The sequence below is a fragment of the Pseudomonas lurida genome, assembly GCF_013522705.1.
Lineage (GTDB): Bacteria > Pseudomonadota > Gammaproteobacteria > Pseudomonadales > Pseudomonadaceae > Aquipseudomonas > Aquipseudomonas quebecensis.
In genome coordinates this window covers 243,997-260,689 of record NZ_JAAMRE010000004.1, presented here as the reverse complement: position 1 = coordinate 260,689, position 16,693 = coordinate 243,997, and the positions used below count along the sequence as shown (strand labels likewise).

The following is a 16,693-nucleotide window of genomic DNA, read 5'->3' as shown; positions in this document are numbered from 1 at the left end:
ATAAGCAGGCCAGGGCTTTATATAACTAAAATTTGAACTTCCTGGGGCCGTTTAAAATGTCGGCGAATAGGCACGATTAAACGTTTAACCCAGCGGCTGCGGGGGTGCGCGGGGGCTTTCAGCAACATATCGAAACTATTCATCGGCGCGTAGATCGTTCCTGCGCGGCTTTACGCTGATATACGAAACGTATACGCTGTGTATATCCAACCGCACAGTGAATCCCATGGGCATCGTTAAGATCACCGATCAACTGCACGAACAATTACGCCTGGCCAGCGCGACGATGGACCGCTCCATCAACGCCCAGGCCGAGTTCTGGATCAAGGTCGGCCTGCTCGCCGAACTAAACCCCACCCTGACCTACAACGACCTGATCAACAAACTGCTGCTGGACAAACCCGAGCTGATCCGGGGGCGCAGCTGATGATCAAGACCGCCGCTCAACTGGCAGTGATGCGTGAATCCGGTCGGCTGCTGGCCCAGGTGTTCGATATGCTCGACGGCTGCGTCGCCGCCGGCTGCTCGACCCTGGAGCTGGACACGGCCGTCGAAGCCTTCATCCGCAACGACCTGCAGGCCCGCCCCGCCAGCCTCGGCCAGTACGACTATCCGTTCTGCATCAACACCTCGATCAACGAGGTGGTCTGCCATGGCATGCCCAGCGCCAGGGATGTGCTCAAGGACGGTGACATCATCAACATCGACATCACCCTGGAAAAAGGTGGCTTTATCGCCGACGCCAGCAAGATGTATATGGTCGGCACTGTCGCGCCCAAAGCCCGGCGCCTGGTGGAGACGACCTTCGAGGCGATGTGGGCCGGTATCCGCCAGGTCAAGCCCGGTGCGCGCCTGGGCGATATCGGTCACGCCATTCAGAGCCTTGCCCAGGCCAATGGCTACAGCGTGGTACGCGAATACTGCGGCCATGGCATCGGCCGGCAAATGCACGAAGAACCCCAGATCCTGCACTTCGGCCGCCCCGGCACCGGGCTGGAGCTGCGTGAAGGCATGGTGTTCACCATCGAACCGATGCTTAACCAGGGCAGCGCCAAGGTGCGCAGTCTCAAGGATGGCTGGACGGTGGTGACCAGGGACAACAGCCTGTCGGCCCAATGGGAACACACCGTGGCGGTGACAGCGGACGGCTACGAAGTCCTGACCCTCCAGCGATCGCCCATCCCATAACCGGTGGCACGCTCGTTACCAGACCTGGCCCTGGCGTTTCAACTCCAGACGCCGCACGAACTCCTCCAGCACCAGGCTGTAGAGATCGTCTTGTAGATAGGCATCCTCGATGCCTGCGTCCAGGTTGGGGTTGTCGTTCACCTCGATCACCACGACTTTGTCGCCAGACTGCTTGAGGTCGACACCGTAGAGACCGTCGCCGATCAGGTTGGCGGTCTTCACCGCCAGGTCCACCACCGCCTTGGGCGCTTCGTGTACCGCCAGCGTGCGGCATTCACCGTTGATCGCTGCGCCGATGGCCTTGTGGTTGTAGATCTGCCAATGGCCCTTGGACATAAAATACTGGCAGGCAAAGATCGGTTTGCGGTTGAGCACGCCGATACGCCAGTCGTACTCGGTGTAGAAAAACTCCTGGGCCAGCAGCAGCACCGAATGCTCGAACAGTTCAGCGGTGGCCTTGAGCAGCGCGGCCTGGCTCTCGACCTTGATGACACCGCGCGAAAAACAGCCGTCGGGGATCTTCAACACCAACGGAAACCCCAGGCGTTCGCCGACCCGTTCAAAATCCTGCGGTCGCTCCTTGTACAGAATCTCGGTAGCGGGCATGCCCAATTGGTGGCTGTTGAGCAGGTCGGTAAGGTAGACCTTGTTGGTGCAGCGCAAGATCGACGTCGGATCGTCCATCACCACCAGCCCTTCGCTTTCAGCTTTCTTGGCGAAGCGGTAGGTATGGTTGTCGACGCTGGTGGTCTCGCGGATCAATAAGGCGTCGTATTCGGCCAGGCGCGCGTAATCCTTGCGCTCGATCAGTTCCACGTCGATGCCCAGGCCCCTGCCCACTCGGATGAAGTTGTTCAGGGCTTGGGCGTTGGACGGCGGCAACTGTTCATGGGGATCGTGCAGGATCGCCAGGTCATACCGGGCCAGGCGCCGCGAACGCGGCTGGCGCCAAATCCTGCGGCTGAAGTTGTCGAGGGCATGGGCGAAATGATCTTCCTGATCGTCGCGCAACTTATGCAATACACCAGACTTCACCCCAACGATATGCCAGCCGTTGTGCTTTTTGAACTCAACTAAGAGGATTGGACAGGGGAACGCTTCAAATAACTGGCGGGCCAACTCCTGTAACGCCTCAATCGGCGTTCGGCCGAAATAAAGCGTCAGCGTAAAACCCTCGGTACTACTGTAAAGATGATGGCTCAGGGTTTTATCGAGCACTCTGTCCAGATCATCCAACGCCAAGCCATACAGTGACTTTCTGGCCAGTTCGCTGATAGTACGCACGGAAGGAATCACTTTGTGCCCACGCGCTTCGGCCAGCAACGAACAATAGTAGCCATGCCCCAGATACTTGTAGCTGCGGCACAGGTTGATGACCTGTACACGCTTGCCCGTCTCGTTCTGGCGCGTCTGTTCCAGGTATTCCTGGGCGGTGATCATCTCTTCGCTGGGCAAGTAAGACGCCCAATCTTCCTTGCGTTCCACAATAATCACGACTTGACTCGCGGCTTTAGGCACTTGTGCAAAATAACGAGGGGAAGTGATTGTCGCCGCGCAGCTTTGCTCGGATACTTCACGCCAATGACTGTGTACCGCCGACATAATATTTGATCCGCTTTAGAGAACTGGACCTTTTCTATTAAGCACGATCTTTTTGAGAAGTCCCGTTTCATTACGCAACTTTTACGGTGGTTATATGACCCTTTGCTTTCGCATTGCAACGCTCGATGACATACCTGCACTAACAGCGTTGGAACAACAATGTTTTACCGGCGACCGGCTGTCGCCCCGCAGTTTTCGCTGGATGGTTCGTCGCGCCAATGGCCAATTATGGCTGGCGGAACGTGACGCCCAATTGCAAGGGTACGCGCTGGTGCTGCTGCGTCGCGGCAGTGCCGTAGCGCGGTTGTATTCCATCGCTATTGCCGAGCCCGCACGAGGGTTGGGCTTGGGTGCGCAGTTGTTAGCGCGGATCGAAGCCTGCGGCGTGCAACACCGCTGCACCCGACTGCGGCTGGAGGTGCGCACGGACAACCTCGGCGCGCTGGCCCTGTATGAACGCAGGGGCTATCGACGGCTTGCGTGCACGCCGGACTATTACGAGGACAACTGCGCGGCGTTGCGGCTGGAGAAGGTGCTTGCCGCGCAGTGATCAGCGCGCTCGCCGCTGGTCGTCACGCCACCTGCCTGACCCCCGCCTTGGCCTCCAGTTCGCGCACCAGCGGCAACACGCGCTTGCCGAAATACTCCACTTCTTCCTGAAAGTGCAGGAACCCCGCCAGCACCAGGTCCACGCCCACGGCCTTAAGGGCGACGATGCGTTCGGCGATCTGTTGCGGCGTGCCGATCAGGTTGGTCTTGAAGCCGTCGTTGTACTGCACCAGGTCTTCAAAGCTGGATTTGGCCCAATTGCCCTCGCCTTCGGGCGAGGCTTTGCCCGCTTGCCGGGCCGCGTCACCGAAGGCGTTCACGGCTTGCAGGTCGGCCTTGTCGATGATTTCCGCCAGCACGGCGCGGGCCTGCTCCTCGGTGTCGCGGGCGATCACAAAGGCGTTCACTCCGATTTTGACCGAATGGTTGTTGGCCGATGCCTTGGCGCGAATATCGTCGACCTGGGCCTTGATGCCTTCCGGGGTGTTGCCGTTGGTGAAGTACCAGTCCGACACCCGCGCCGCCATATCCCGCGCTGCCCGCGAGCTGCCGCCCTGGAACACTTCCGGCTGGCCCAGGGGCTTGGGCTTGAGGGTGTAGTTGTTGAATCGGTAGAAATCACCCTTGAAGGTGAAATTGTCCTGGGTCCAGATGCCCTTGAGGGCTTGAATGAATTCTTCGGAGCGGCGATAGCGCTCATCGTGCTCCAGCCAAGGCTCGCCGATGGCCTGGAACTCGCCCTTGAACCAACCGCTGACGATATTGACCGCGATACGGCCGTTGGTGAGCTGGTCGATGGTTGCCAGTTGCTTGGCCGCCAACGCCGGCTGCCAAGGACCCGGCAGGATCGCGGCGATCACCTTGAGCCGGGTAGTGGCGGCCAGCAGGGCATGGCTGAACGCCACGGATTCATGCTGGCTCTCGGCGCCGTAGCCGGCGGTAAAGCGGATCTGGGTCAGGCCATACTCGAAGCCCGCCGCCTCGGCCAGTTGCGCCAGCTTACGGTTGTAGTCGATCCCCCAGTCCGTGCGCTGCGCAATCTTGCTGACCACCAACCCACCGCTGACGTTGGGCACCCAATAGGCAAATTTCACGGCTTGCTGACTCATCGAACGGCACCTCGTACCAAGGAATGTACCGAGGGGTTGAGCAGCAAGTGTGCCAGCCCAGGAAAACGCCCGTGCCAGGCCGTCTGCGCGGGTCATTCAACCCGACGATCGCCTGGCCGCAACTGTCGCGGTTGAGGCCGTTTTGTCGAATCGCTGTTGCCGGAACAACAGCAGAGCGCCCCGCTCCCCCATAAACAGTGGGCTCGGCGCCCGGCACGGACTGTGCAAACACACAAGCCACCGATCACTGCCCAGGAACCGTTCCATGACCGAACACCACGTCATCAACCCGCTTTCCATCGGCGTCGACTACGCCTCCCTGGCCGCGCGCTTTCGCCCGATTTTCCAACGCATCGCCGAGGGCGCGCTGGAACGGGAACACACCCGCACCCTGCCTCACGCGCCGATCCAATGGTTGAAGGAAGCCGGCTTCGGCGCCGTGCGCGTGCCGGTGGAGTACGGCGGCGGCGGTGCCTCGCTGCCACAGTTATTCGCGCTGCTGATCGAGCTGGCAGAGGCCGACTCCAACGTGCCCCAAGCCCTGCGCGGGCACTTCGCCTTTGCCGAGGACCGCCTGAATGCCGCGCCCGGTGCTGGCCGTGACCTGTGGTTCAAGCGCTTCGTCGACGGTGAGATCGTCGGCTGCGCCTGGACTGAAATTGGCAGCGTCGCCATCGGCGATGTGGTTACCCAGGTCACGCCGAACGGTGATCAGTGGGCGCTCAACGGCGAAAAGTTCTACAGCACCGGGAGCATTTTCGCTGATTGGATCGACGTGTACGCCCAACGCAGCGACACCGGCGGCGACGTGATTGCCGCCACCCGCGCGCGCCAGCCCGGAGTGGTACACAGCGATGACTGGGACGGCTTTGGCCAACGCACCACCGGCAGCGGTACTTCGCGCTTTACCGATGCCGTGGTGGAAGCCGAAAACGTCATCGACTTTGCCACCCGTTTCAAGTACCAGACCGCGTTTTATCAGCTGGTGCTACTGGCCAGCCTCGCCGGGATCGGCCGCGCGGCGCTCAAGGACGTGGCACACCACGTGCGCAGTCGCAAGCGCATCTACAGCCACGGCAATGCCGCCCATGTGAGCCAGGACGCACAGATCCAACAAGTGGTAGGCGAAGTCGCCGCGCTGGTATATGCCGCCGAAGCCAGCGCGTTGAAGGCCGCGGAGCCGGCGCAGCGGGCGTATCTGGCGCGGTTCGGTGCGGATGAAGCGGCCGAGCGCGAGGCCAATGTGGCGGCCGAAATCGAATCGGCCACGGCGCAGGTGGTGGTGTCGGAATTGATTCAGCGGGCCACCAGCGAACTGTTCAATGCGCTGGGAGCCTCGGATGTGCGTCAGGGCAAGGGTTTGGACCGGCATTGGCGTAACGCGCGGACCGTGTCCTCTCACAACCCGGTGATCTACAAGGCGCGGATTGTGGGGGACTGGGTGATCAATGGCACCGAACCGCCGTTCGTTTGGCAGATCGGCAATGGCCCGGCGAAAAGCTAAAGCGGGGGAACCCTGTGGGAGGGGTTTGCCCCCTCCCACCTCAGAACGCCAACTTGTAACCGACGGCCATCAACATGACCGCCAGGCAGGGACGCAATACACCGTCCGGGATCTTGCCGGTCATGTGGCTGCCGATGTAAATCCCCGGCAACGAGCCCATCAACAGAAACCCCAACAGGTGCCAGTCCATATTGCCCATGCCGGCATGGCCAAGGCCCGCCACCAGGGTCAGCGGCACGGCGTGGGCGATTTCGGTGCCCACCAGGCGGCGCGTGGCCAGGAACGGATAGAGGATAAACAGCGCCACGGTACCCAGGGCGCCGGCGCCGATGGACGTCAAGGCAACCATAGTGCCGAGGATCGCGCCGGTGAGCACCGTCAAGGCATTCAGGTTGCGCGGGTTCATGTGGTAGCTGTCGCCCGCGTGACGCTGAGCGAAGGCCAACAGGGTTTTCTTGAACAGGATCGCCAGCGCAGTCAGCAGCAGCACCACACCGAGGGCCTGCTTGATCACCGCGTTCATCGCGCTGGGGTCGGTGTGCAGGGTGGCCAGGAACCACAGGGTCAGCAGCACGGCGGGCACGCTGCCGAGGGTCAGCCAGCCGGTGATGGTCCAGTCGATGTTTTTGTTCCTGCTGTGCACCAGCACGCCACCGGATTTGGTGATGGCGGCGTACAGCAGGTCGGTGCCCACGGCGGTGGCCGGGTTGATGCCGAACCACAACAGAATCGGCGTCATCAACGAGCCGCCACCGACGCCGGTCATGCCGACGATAAATCCCACGATCAGGCCGGCAATGACGAAACCAACGTTACCCACTTCCATTAACAGCTACCTGCGGCCATATAAATTTCTGGCCGCAGGATAGCGATTTTTCTTATAACCACTTATATCAATATGATCTGACTTTATGCCTTTTAAGCCAGCCGCCGACACAGGTAGGCCTGCGTCTGGTAGGGAAACGCTACGGTCTCACGCCCGCGCAGGTCGGGATGGGTGTCGATCAGGGTGCGCAGTTGCGCGGTCACGCTGGCTTTTTGCGGGTCCGGCAGCGCCGCGATGAAACTCACCGAGAGGAAACGATCGATGATCACTTCCTGGGGGCTGCCTACGTGCTGGTAGGCAAAACAGGTCAGTTCGGGCATGGAAAAATAATCGCCGCGCAAGGCATCACGCCAGTGGCCGGTGTGGAACCGTGGAGTGTCGCCTTCATAAGGCGTGATGATCTCGGTGATCGCCGCCACCCAGTCCACCGACTCGTCGCGCACATTCCACACCAGGCCCAGGCGCCCATCGGGCTTGAGTACACGGTGAATTTGCGCCAATGCCGCCTGTGTGGCGAACCAGTGGAAGGCCTGCGCGCACACGACGACGTCGGCACTCGCGGTGTCCAGGGGCATGGCGTCGGCGGTACCGGAAACCAGACGTACACCGGGCAATGCCTTGAGCAGTTGCTCGCCCATCTGCGCCACGGGTTCTACGGCGATAAGCGTCGGCGCCAGGCTGCTGAGCAACCGCGTGAACTTGCCGGTGCCGGCGCCCAGGTCGATCACCGTCGACTGGCTGGTAACCCCCAGCGTCTCGCTGAGCCAGCCCGTGAGCTGGCGGGGGTAATCCGGACGCCCCTGGGCGTAGGTGGCGGCCTGGGTTGAGAAACCTAGTTGAGCAGACGCGTGAACGGCAGTCATGGCCAATCTCTCCTCGGGTAAAACGGGGCCACAGTATGCTCTTTTGCTCACCTGCCTGCAGGCCGATCAGCTCGCGCTGCTGGGCAACCACACCCGAAACCGCGCGCCGCCCAGCGGTGACGCCTGCGCCGTGAGCGTGCCGCCCTGGGCCTCCAGCGCGCGCCGACTGATGGCCAGGCCCAGGCCGAAGCCGCCGGTGGCGCGGTCGCGGCTACGGTCGAGACGGTAGAACGGTTCGAAGATACGCTCTCGCTGGTCCAGCGGAATGCCGATGCCGTCATCGTCCACCCAGATTTCGCAGCCCTTGGGGCACACCTTGACGCCCACCTGGATGCGTGTTTCGCAATAGCGCGTGGCGTTGCGCAACAGATTCTGCAACGCGCGGGCGGTGAGGCGCGGGTCAAGGCTGAAACGCTCGATGGCGCAGTCGAGCACCACGTCGATGACAATTTCGGGGTTTTCCAGTTCGTCGTCGACGCTGCCCAGCACGCTGTCGATAAATTCATCGAGCACCACGTCCACCCGCTCCGGCAACTGCGCCGGGTTCTGCAGGCGGCTGTAGGACAGCAGTTCCAGCACCAGCTCATCCAGCTCGCGAATATGCGCCACCAGGCCGTGCAGACGCTCGCGACTGGCTGGGGGCAGGTCTTCGGAAAGCGCCAGGGCCAGGCCGAAATCCAGACGCGTGAGCGGCGTGCGCAGTTCGTGGGAGACCGCGTTGAGCAGATCGCGCTGCTGATTGAGCAGGTGCTCGATGTCGTCGGCCATGGTGTCGAACACCGCCGCCAGGCTGCCGATACTGGAATGGGCGGGAACGCCCGTGCGCTCCGTCAGGTTACCCTGGCCCAACTGCGCGGCGGTGCTTTTCAAGCGTTCCAGATCGCGCCAGTGCGGGCGCAACCAGGCCAGCAGGCATACCAGCAGCGCCGCGACGATCAGCACGTTGATCGCCCAATACAGCAGGTTCATGTCCAGCGGGTCCGGCGGGACGGTCAGCTTGACCACGAACTGATCGTTGATCGGCGAGCTGATCTCTTCCATCCAGCCCCACTCGCCCAGGCGCACCACCGGTCTGCCCTGCTCCAGCAAACGCGCTTCTTCCGGGGTATAGCTCGCGTCCTGGCGCAGCAGCAATTGCACGCTCAGCGGGGCGAAGTCACGCCCCAGTTGCTCGGTCACCTGGGACCAGCGCTCCACCGGTGCACGCTGGTACTGCTTGACGATCAGGTGCTGCTGGCCGCGGGTCTGCTCGATGTTGTAGTTCAGGTAACGGTGTTCGAACAGCTGGATCACCAGCTTGGGAATCAGGTAGATCGCGGCGCTATAGGTGACGATGGTGATCAGGAAGAGGCGAATCAGCACGCGCAGCATGGTTCAGCATTCCCACTCGGAACGGCTGAACAGGTAGCCCTTGCCCCACACCGTTTTGATCTTGCGGGCTTCGCCGGCATGGTCGTCGAACTTGCGCCGCAGCTTGGAGATGGCCACGTCCACCGAGCGGTCGGTGCCGTTGAACTCGATACCGCGCAGGCGTTGCAGGATCTGGTCGCGGCTGAGCACTTCGCCGGCGTGCCGCGCCAGCACCACCAGCAGGTTGTATTCGCCGCTGGACAGCTCCACCGCCTGGTCGCGCCAGGTCACGGTGCGCTCCGACAGGTCGATGCACAGGTTGCCCATCAGGATCCGGTCGTTGGCCACCTGGGGCTCGGACAAACTGCTGCGGCGCAGCAAGGTACGCACCCGCGCCAGCAGCACGCGCGGTTCGCAGGGTTTGGTGACGTAGTCATCGGCGCCCATTTCCAGGCCCAGCACCTGGTCGTGGCTGTCGTCGCGCGCGGTGAGCATCAGGATCGGCAGGCAGGCCGAATCGGCGCGCAGCAGGCGGCACACCTGCAGGCCGTCGAGCCCCGGCAGCATCAGGTCGAGAATCACCAGGTCCGGCGGATCGCGGCGCGCGCGTTCTTGCACCAGGTCGCCACGGCTGAGCACGTTGACGTGGTAGCCGTTGCGTTCCAGGTAGCTGGCGATCAGCTCGGATAGTGCGGCATCGTCTTCCACCAGAAGGATGTTGGGCATGAAGGTGTTTCCAAAAAATGCAGTGATGTGTCGTACACAAACCCACTTTGGGAGAAGGCTTTCCCCCTCCCATGTTGGATCTTCAATGTTTGCAGGATTGTGCAAGGATATACGCCCTCGGCGCCCCGCGCGCCGCACCTTACATTTCTTCACAGACGACCTACACAGCTTCACAGCACCACGGCGCAGGTGCCTTTAGGATGCGCCAGTCATTATTGGGATAAGAGCATGTCGAAGAATCTGTTTGCGCCGTTTTGCCTGCTGGCCCTGACGCTGGCCCTGAGTGCCTGTGACCAGTCGGCCGACGAAACGCCGGAAATGCCCGTGGCCAAAGTGCGCATCGAAACCCTTGAGGCCAAACCCCTGTCCATCAGCAGCGAATTGAGCGGGCGCATTGCCGCGCCGCGCATCGCCGAAGTGCGCGCGCGGGTGGCCGGCGTGGTGATGCAACAGGTGTTCAAAGAAGGCCACGACGTCAAACAGGGCGACGTGTTGTTTCGCATTGACCCGGCCCCCTTCAAGGCCGACCTGGACAGCGCCAAGGCCAACCTGAGCAAGGCCGAGGCCAATGCGTTCCAGGCGCGCCTGCAGGAACAGCGCTACAGCCAGTTGGTGGAAGGCAACGCCATCAGTGGCCAGGACTACGACAACGCGCGCGCCGCCGTACGCCAGACCCAAGCCGAAGTCGCCGCCAACAAAGCCGCCGTCGAGCGCGCCAGGCTGAACCTGGGCTACGCCACCGTGACCGCACCGATTTCCGGACGCATCGGCCGCGCGCTGGTCACCGAAGGCGCATTGGTCGGCCAGAACGAAGCCACGCCACTGGCGATCATCCAGCAACTGGACCCGATTCACGCCGACCTCACCCAATCCACCCGTGAGCTGAACGACCTGCGCCGCGCCTTTCGCGCCGGCAGCCTGAAGCAGGTCGGCCAGGACCAGGCCAAGGCCACGTTGATCCTGGATGACGGCAGCCTCTACCCGCTGCCGGGCAAACTATTGTTCGCTGAAATCAGCGTCGACCCGGGCACCGGGCAGATCATCCTGCGCAGCGAGTTCCCCAACCCGGACCTGGACCTGCTGCCCGGCAGCTTCGTGCGGGTGCGCCTGGAACAGGCCGTGGATACCCAAGGCCTGAGCGTGCCGCAGCGCGCCATCACCCGCGACAGCGCCGGCATCCCCATGGTACTGCGGCTGGACGCCGAGCAGACCGTAAGCCAGCAACCGGTGGAACTGGGCGCGGTGGTCGGCGATCGCTGGGTGGTCAGCCATGGCCTCAAACCCGGTGACCGCATCATCGTGGAAGGCCTGCAGCACGCGCGGCCCGGTGAGAAAGTCCATGTGGACGACAGCCCGGCCAAGCTGGCCAAGAAGGATTCCTGAGCATGCCGCAGTTTTTCATCGACCGCCCGGTCTTCGCCTGGGTGGTGGCCCTGTTCATTCTGCTCGCCGGCCTGCTGGCCATCCCGCAATTGCCGGTGGCCCAATACCCCAACGTTGCGCCGCCGAAAGTGGAAATTTACGCGGTGTACCCCGGTGCCTCGGCGCAGACCCTGGATGAGAGCGTGGTGAGCCTGATCGAACAGGAACTCAACGGCGCCGATCACCTGTTGTATTTCGAATCCCAGAGCAGCCTGGGTTCGGCGACGATCACCGCCACCTTCCAACCCGGCACCAACCCGGAAATGGCCCAGGTGGATGTGCAGAACCGCCTCAAGGCCGTGGAGCCGCGCTTACCCCAGGCCGTGACGCAACAGGGTCTGCAGGTGGAAAAAGTCTCTGCGGGCTTCCTGCTGCTGGTGACCCTCACCTCCAACGACGGCAAGCTCGATGACGTCGCGCTCAGCGATTACCTGGCGCGCAACGTGATGAACGAACTCAAGCGCCTGGACGGGGTGGGCAAGGCCCAGCTGTACGGCGCCGAGCGCGCCATGCGCATCTGGATCGACCCGCAGAAGCTGATCGGCTTCAACCTGACCCCGGCCGACGTGAACGCCGCCATCGCCGCGCAGAACGCCCAAGTCTCGGCCGGCAGTATCGGCGACTTGCCGGGCACCAACACCCAGGAAATCACCGCTGCGATCCTGGTCAAAGGCCAGTTGTCGACCCCGGCGGAATTCGCCGACATCGTGCTCAAGGCCAACCCTGACGGCTCCACCGTGCGCATCGGCGATGTGGCGCGGGTGGAAATCGGCAGCCAGGAATACCAGTTTTCCACGCGCCTGAACGGCAAACCCTCCACCGCCGTCAGCGTGCAGTTGGCACCGGGCGCCAATGCGCTGAACACCGCGACCCTGGTGCGGGCGAAGATGGACGAGCTGTCGCGGTATTTCCCGGCGAACGTGGAATACAAGATCCCGTACGACACCTCGCCGTTCGTCAAGGTCTCGATCACCAAGGTGGTGTATACCCTGCTCGAGGCCATGGCGCTGGTGTTCGCGGTGATGTTCCTGTTCCTGCAGAACGTGCGCTACACCCTGATCCCGACCCTGGTGGTGCCGATTGCGTTGATGGGCACCTTCGCCACCATGTTGCTGCTGGGCTTCTCGATCAACGTGCTGACCATGTTCGGCATGGTGCTGGCCATCGGCATCCTGGTGGACGACGCCATCGTGGTGGTGGAGAACGTCGAACGGATCATGGTCACCGAGGGCCTGTCGCCCAAGGAAGCGACGCGCAAGGCCATGGGCCAGATCACCGGCGCGATCATCGGCATTACCCTGGTGCTGGTGGCGGTGTTCCTGCCGATGGCGTTCATGGCTGGGTCCGTGGGGGTGATCTACCAGCAGTTCTCACTGTCGATGGCCACCTCGATCCTGTTCTCGGCGTTTCTTGCCCTGACCTTGACCCCGGCGCTGTGCGCCACATTGCTCAAGCCGATCGCCATGGGCGAGCACCATGCCAAGGGCGGCTTCTTCGGCTGGTTCAACCAGCGCTTCGAGCGCCTCACCGAGCGCTATACCGGTTGGGTGGCTTATGCGCTCAAGCGCAGCGGCCGCTATCTGCTGATCTACCTGGTGCTGCTGGTGGGCATGGGCGTGCTGTTCGTGCGCCTGCCCGCCTCGTTCCTGCCGGTGGAGGACCAGGGCTACACCATCACCGATATCCAACTGCCGCCGGGGGCCAGCAAGAACCGCACGGTGCAGGTGGCCGAGCAGATCGAAGCGCATAACGCCGGCGAGCCGGGGGTGGGCGATACCACCATGATCATGGGTTTCAGTTTCTCCGGTTCGGGGCAGAACGCGGCACTGGCGTTTACCACGCTCAAGGATTGGTCGCAGCGCGGCAGCGACGATTCCGCCGCTTCGATTGCCGAGCGCGCCAATGGCGCCTTCAGCGAGCTCAAGGACGCAATCGCCTACGCGGTGCTGCCGCCGCCGGTGGATGGCCTGGGCACGTCCAGTGGTTTCGAGTTCCGCCTGCAGGATCGCGGGGGCGTCGGCCATGCCGCATTGATGGCGGCGCGCACCGAACTGCTGGCCCTGGCGGAGAAAAGCCCGATCCTGGCCAATGTGCGCGAAAGCGCCCTGGCCGAGGCGCCCCAGGTGCAGTTGGAGGTCGACCGCAAGCAGGCCAACGCGCTGGGCGTATCCTTCGCCGAGGTGGGCAATGTGCTGTCGTCGGCGATTGGCTCGGCCTATGTCAACGACTTCCCCAACCAGGGCCGCATGCAGCGCGTGGTGGTGCAGGCCGAAGGCGACCGGCGCAGCCAGGTCGAGGACCTGCTGAAGATCCATGTGCGCAACGAATCCGGCAAGATGGTGCCGCTGTCGGCCTTCGTACAAGCCAAGTGGACCCAGGGCCCGGCGCAACTGACGCGCTACAACGGCTACCCTGCCATCGCCATTTCCGGCGAGGCGGCACCGGGCTACAGCACCGGCGAGGCAATGACGGAAATCCAGCGCCTGGTCAGCCAATTGCCGGCGGGCCTGGGTCAGGAATGGACCGGGCTGTCGCTGCAGGAACGCCTGTCCGGCTCACAGGCTCCGATACTGCTGGGGCTGTCGCTGCTGATCGTGTTCCTGTGCCTGGCGGCGCTGTATGAAAGCTGGTCGATCCCGACCTCGGTATTGCTGGTAGTGCCGCTGGGCGTGCTCGGCGCGGTGCTGGCGGTGAGCTTGCGCGGTATGCCCAACGATGTGTTTTTCAAGGTGGGCCTGATCACCATCATCGGCCTGTCGGCGAAGAACGCGATCCTGATCATCGAGTTCGCCAAGGACCTGTATGACCAGGGCGAAGACCTGATCGATGCCACCCTCAAGGCGGCGCGGTTGCGGTTACGGCCGATCATCATGACCTCGCTGGCGTTCATCCTTGGCGTGGTGCCGCTGGCCATTGCCACCGGGGCCAGCTCGGCGAGCCAGCAGGCGATTGGTACCGGGGTAATCGGCGGGATGGTCACCGCGACCTTGGCGGTGGTGTTTGTACCGGTGTTCTTTGTGGTGGTGATGAAGCTGGTGCGCAAGCGCAGTCGCTGACTGTCAGCTTCAAGCGGCCAGCCGGAGCACCCTTGCTTCAACTTGCCGCTTGAAGCTTGCAGCCTGCAGCTGCTCAACCTATGTTGCTCACTATTCCCCCGAATCGTGAGCGCCATGCCCTTCCTTGCCCGCACCCATCCGCGTCTCTCCGCCGCCGCCGTCCTTGGCCTTGCGGTGGGTATCCTGGCGCCGTCCGGAACCGTCACCGGCAAAATTCTGATCGGCTGGAATGCCGGCGTCTGGACCTACCTGCTGCTGATGCTGTGGCTGACGCGCCGGGCCAAGGCCGAGGACGTCAAGCGCATCGCCGAAGTCGAAGACGAGAATGCCGGGCTGGTGCTGTTCACGGTGTGCATCGCCGCCATCGCGAGCCTGGCCACCATCACCTTCGAGCTGGTGGGCAGCAAAGACCTGGCAACCTCGGCACGCCTGCTGCACTACGGTTTTACCGGCTTGACGGTGATCGGTTCGTGGCTGTTGATCGGGGTGATTTTCAGCGTGCACTACGCTCGCCTGTATTACACCTGGACCGGCAAGGAACCGGCGTTGCGCTTTGCCGAGGGCCTGCTCACACCCAACTATTGGGACTTTCTGTACTTCTCCTTCACCATCGGCGTGGCCGTGCAGACCTCCGACGTGGGCGTGGCGACCCGTGGTATGCGCAAGGTGGTGTTGGGACAATCGCTGATCGGGTTTCTGTTCAACACCGCGATCCTGGGTTTCTCGATCAACATCGCCGCCGGCCTGTTCGGCTAGGCTGCACAAACCTTCTAGACGCCCATGCCGCACGGGTCGCTAATACCGTTTTACACACCGTCGAGGGGGTTATGACCGCGCACAATTGGATCGACCTGTCCCAGGACACCGACACCGGCATCGAAACGCTGCGCGCGCATTTCGAAGGCCACGCCTACGACCCCCACTGGCATGACAGCTACCTGATCGGCGTGACCGAGCAAGGCGTGCAGCAATTCAATTGCCGCCGCACCCGCCACGACAGCGTGCCCGGCCAGGTGTTCCTGGTGGAACCCGGCGAGCTGCATGACGGCGACGCGCCGACCGCCGACGGTTTTACCTATCACATGCTCTACCTCGACCCGCATTGGCTGACACGGGAAGTGAGCACCGTATTCGAAGAGGCACCGGCCACCAGCCAGCTGAGTTTCGTCAGCACCCTGGCCGACGACCCACGCCTGGCTTTCGCCACCAGCCAAGCGTTCCAGACCCTGCACCGCGGCGAGTTGCGCATCGTACGCCAGCGCGCCATGGACCAATTGCTCGAACGCCTCACCGGACACCTTCACTGGCGCACACGCTACGGCGACGATCCGCGTCTGCCGCAGGTGGCCCACAAGGCTCGGGAATACCTGCATGCGCACCTGCATCACGACGTGGGCATGCACGAACTGGCGCTGGCCTGCGGCGTCGACCGCTTTCGCTTGAGCCGCGCCTTCAAAAGCGCGTTCGGCCTGCCGCCCCATGCCTACCTGGTGCAACTGCGCCTGGCCCGTGCCCGGCATTTACTGGCCAAGGGCGAACAACCCGCCGATGTGGCGATTGCCCTGGGCTTCGCCGACCAGAGCCACATGGGCCGCTGGTTTATGCGCGCCTATGGCCTGACCCCCGCCGCCTACCGCAGGCGCTGCTCAAATCTTCCAGACAGATAACCCGGCGGCTTGTGAGAATCGACTCCATCGATTTATTTATTGGAGTGATCACCATGCTGTCCACGCTCGTACCGTTCATGCTGTTCGCCTTCGTTGCCTCGATTACCCCCGGCCCCACCAATATCCTGGTGCTGAGTAACAGTGCCCGCTACGGATTCAAGGCAGCGCTGCCGATCATCCTCGGCGCGTGTGCAGGCGCGGCAGGCATTGTGTTGATGGTGGGCTCGGGCGTAGGTGGGTCACTGGTCCATCTGCCGGCTGTGCAAACGACGATGCAGTGGGCCGGCATCGCCTGGTTGAGCTATCTGGCCTGGCAGATCTTCACCGCCCCGCCCCAGGCTTTGGCTTCGCAATCAGCCGATAAGCGTCTCGGCCTGATCGGCGCCGCCAGCCTGCAGTTGATCAACCCCAAGACCTGGATGATGGCGTTGGCGGTGGTCAGTGTGTTTGCCAACAACGACACAAAGCAACAGAGCCAGGTGCTATACCTGTCACTGGTTTTTTTTCTGATATCGCTTCCGTGTCTGGGTGCTTGGGCATTGTTGGGCGCAGCATCGAGCCACGCGTTCACATCGCCCCACGCAATGAGGCGCTTCAACCAATGGATGGCGTTGTTACTGCTGAGCTCGACATGGTTGAGTCTCATCGTCTGAGGCGCAAAAAACTCCATTAGAGATAGTACAAAACCGAATTAAGAATATGTGCTTAGACTGCCATGCCTGGTAAGAGATGCTCTTTTTGGAAAGGGGCTGGCCACTCATATATCGCAGCCTGCGTATACTGTTAGTTCTGACAGTTTACAGATTGCACACCCTGCTATTACATGCTTCG

Annotated in this window: 14 protein-coding genes and 1 pseudogene; 9 read left to right on the top strand and 6 right to left on the bottom strand. The window is 62.4% G+C overall.

Annotation, left to right across the window (positions count from 1 at the left end):
• Positions 1–226: 226 nt before the first annotated feature.
• Both G7025_RS05815 and map read left to right on the top strand, forming a co-directional pair.
• The gene (locus tag G7025_RS05815) at positions 227–427 is read left to right on the top strand and encodes a ParD-like family protein (RefSeq protein ID WP_181077314.1); all 201 of its coding nucleotides are present in this window, start codon (positions 227–229) and stop codon (positions 425–427) included.
• Positions 427–1,188, top strand: a complete 762-nt coding sequence (map, locus tag G7025_RS05810) for a type I methionyl aminopeptidase (RefSeq protein WP_181077313.1) — start codon at positions 427–429, stop codon at positions 1,186–1,188. The genes G7025_RS05815 and map overlap by 1 nt, the downstream gene beginning before the upstream one ends.
• Before the next feature lie 15 nt (positions 1,189–1,203).
• Here the strand turns inward: map and G7025_RS05805 are convergent, their stop codons facing one another.
• Entirely contained in the window at positions 1,204–2,790 is a 1,587-nt protein-coding gene (locus tag G7025_RS05805; RefSeq protein ID WP_253507054.1) for a RimK family protein, read from the bottom strand.
• 94 nt (positions 2,791–2,884) lie between these two features.
• Here G7025_RS05805 and G7025_RS05800 point away from each other — a divergent pair.
• A pseudogene (locus G7025_RS05800) lies at positions 2,885–3,322 on the top strand (GNAT family N-acetyltransferase); the annotation flags it as partial.
• A gap of 40 nt (positions 3,323–3,362) precedes the next feature.
• Here G7025_RS05800 and sfnG read toward each other — a convergent pair.
• Positions 3,363–4,448: a dimethylsulfone monooxygenase SfnG gene (sfnG, locus tag G7025_RS05795; protein WP_181077311.1), complete on the bottom strand. Its 1,086-nt coding sequence runs from the start codon at positions 4,446–4,448 to the stop codon at positions 3,363–3,365.
• 265 nt (positions 4,449–4,713) lie between these two features.
• Here sfnG and G7025_RS05790 point away from each other — a divergent pair, with 265 nt between their 5' ends.
• Positions 4,714–5,952, top strand: a complete 1,239-nt coding sequence (locus G7025_RS05790) for an acyl-CoA dehydrogenase family protein (RefSeq protein ID WP_181077310.1) — start codon at positions 4,714–4,716, stop codon at positions 5,950–5,952.
• A gap of 40 nt (positions 5,953–5,992) precedes the next feature.
• On the opposite strand, the gene G7025_RS05785 is transcribed toward G7025_RS05790, so the two are convergent.
• The 4 genes from G7025_RS05785 to G7025_RS05770 all read right to left on the bottom strand — a co-directional run bounded on the left by G7025_RS05785 (position 5,993) and on the right by G7025_RS05770 (position 9,717).
• Positions 5,993–6,778, bottom strand: a complete 786-nt coding sequence (locus G7025_RS05785) for a sulfite exporter TauE/SafE family protein (protein WP_181077309.1) — start codon at positions 6,776–6,778, stop codon at positions 5,993–5,995.
• 92 nt (positions 6,779–6,870) lie between these two features.
• Positions 6,871–7,641 (bottom strand): class I SAM-dependent methyltransferase, encoded by a 771-nt coding sequence (locus tag G7025_RS05780; RefSeq protein WP_181077307.1) that lies wholly within the window; start codon positions 7,639–7,641, stop codon positions 6,871–6,873.
• A gap of 66 nt (positions 7,642–7,707) precedes the next feature.
• Positions 7,708–9,012 (bottom strand): ATP-binding protein, encoded by a 1,305-nt coding sequence (locus tag G7025_RS05775; RefSeq protein WP_181077305.1) that lies wholly within the window; start codon positions 9,010–9,012, stop codon positions 7,708–7,710.
• A gap of 3 nt (positions 9,013–9,015) precedes the next feature.
• On the bottom strand, positions 9,016–9,717 hold the full coding sequence (locus G7025_RS05770; protein WP_181077303.1) for a response regulator transcription factor: 702 nt from the start codon (positions 9,715–9,717) through the stop codon (positions 9,016–9,018).
• A gap of 228 nt (positions 9,718–9,945) precedes the next feature.
• On the opposite strand from G7025_RS05770, the gene G7025_RS05765 reads away from it, so the two are divergent.
• From G7025_RS05765 to G7025_RS05745, 5 genes are all read left to right on the top strand, one after another.
• Positions 9,946–11,100 carry an efflux RND transporter periplasmic adaptor subunit gene (locus G7025_RS05765; protein ID WP_181077301.1) on the top strand — a complete coding sequence of 385 codons (1,155 nt, stop codon included), beginning with the start codon at positions 9,946–9,948 and terminating at the stop codon, positions 11,098–11,100.
• Positions 11,101–11,102: 2 nt separating this feature from the next.
• Positions 11,103–14,195 (top strand): efflux RND transporter permease subunit, encoded by a 3,093-nt coding sequence (locus G7025_RS05760; RefSeq protein ID WP_181077299.1) that lies wholly within the window; start codon positions 11,103–11,105, stop codon positions 14,193–14,195.
• 114 nt (positions 14,196–14,309) lie between these two features.
• Positions 14,310–14,951, top strand: a complete 642-nt coding sequence (locus tag G7025_RS05755; RefSeq protein WP_181077298.1) for a DUF1345 domain-containing protein — start codon at positions 14,310–14,312, stop codon at positions 14,949–14,951.
• Positions 14,952–15,022: 71 nt separating this feature from the next.
• On the top strand, positions 15,023–15,862 hold the full coding sequence (locus G7025_RS05750; RefSeq protein WP_181077297.1) for an AraC family transcriptional regulator: 840 nt from the start codon (positions 15,023–15,025) through the stop codon (positions 15,860–15,862).
• 53 nt (positions 15,863–15,915) lie between these two features.
• The gene (locus tag G7025_RS05745; protein WP_181077368.1) at positions 15,916–16,515 is read left to right on the top strand and encodes a LysE family translocator; all 600 of its coding nucleotides are present in this window, start codon (positions 15,916–15,918) and stop codon (positions 16,513–16,515) included.
• Positions 16,516–16,693 lie beyond the last annotated feature (178 nt).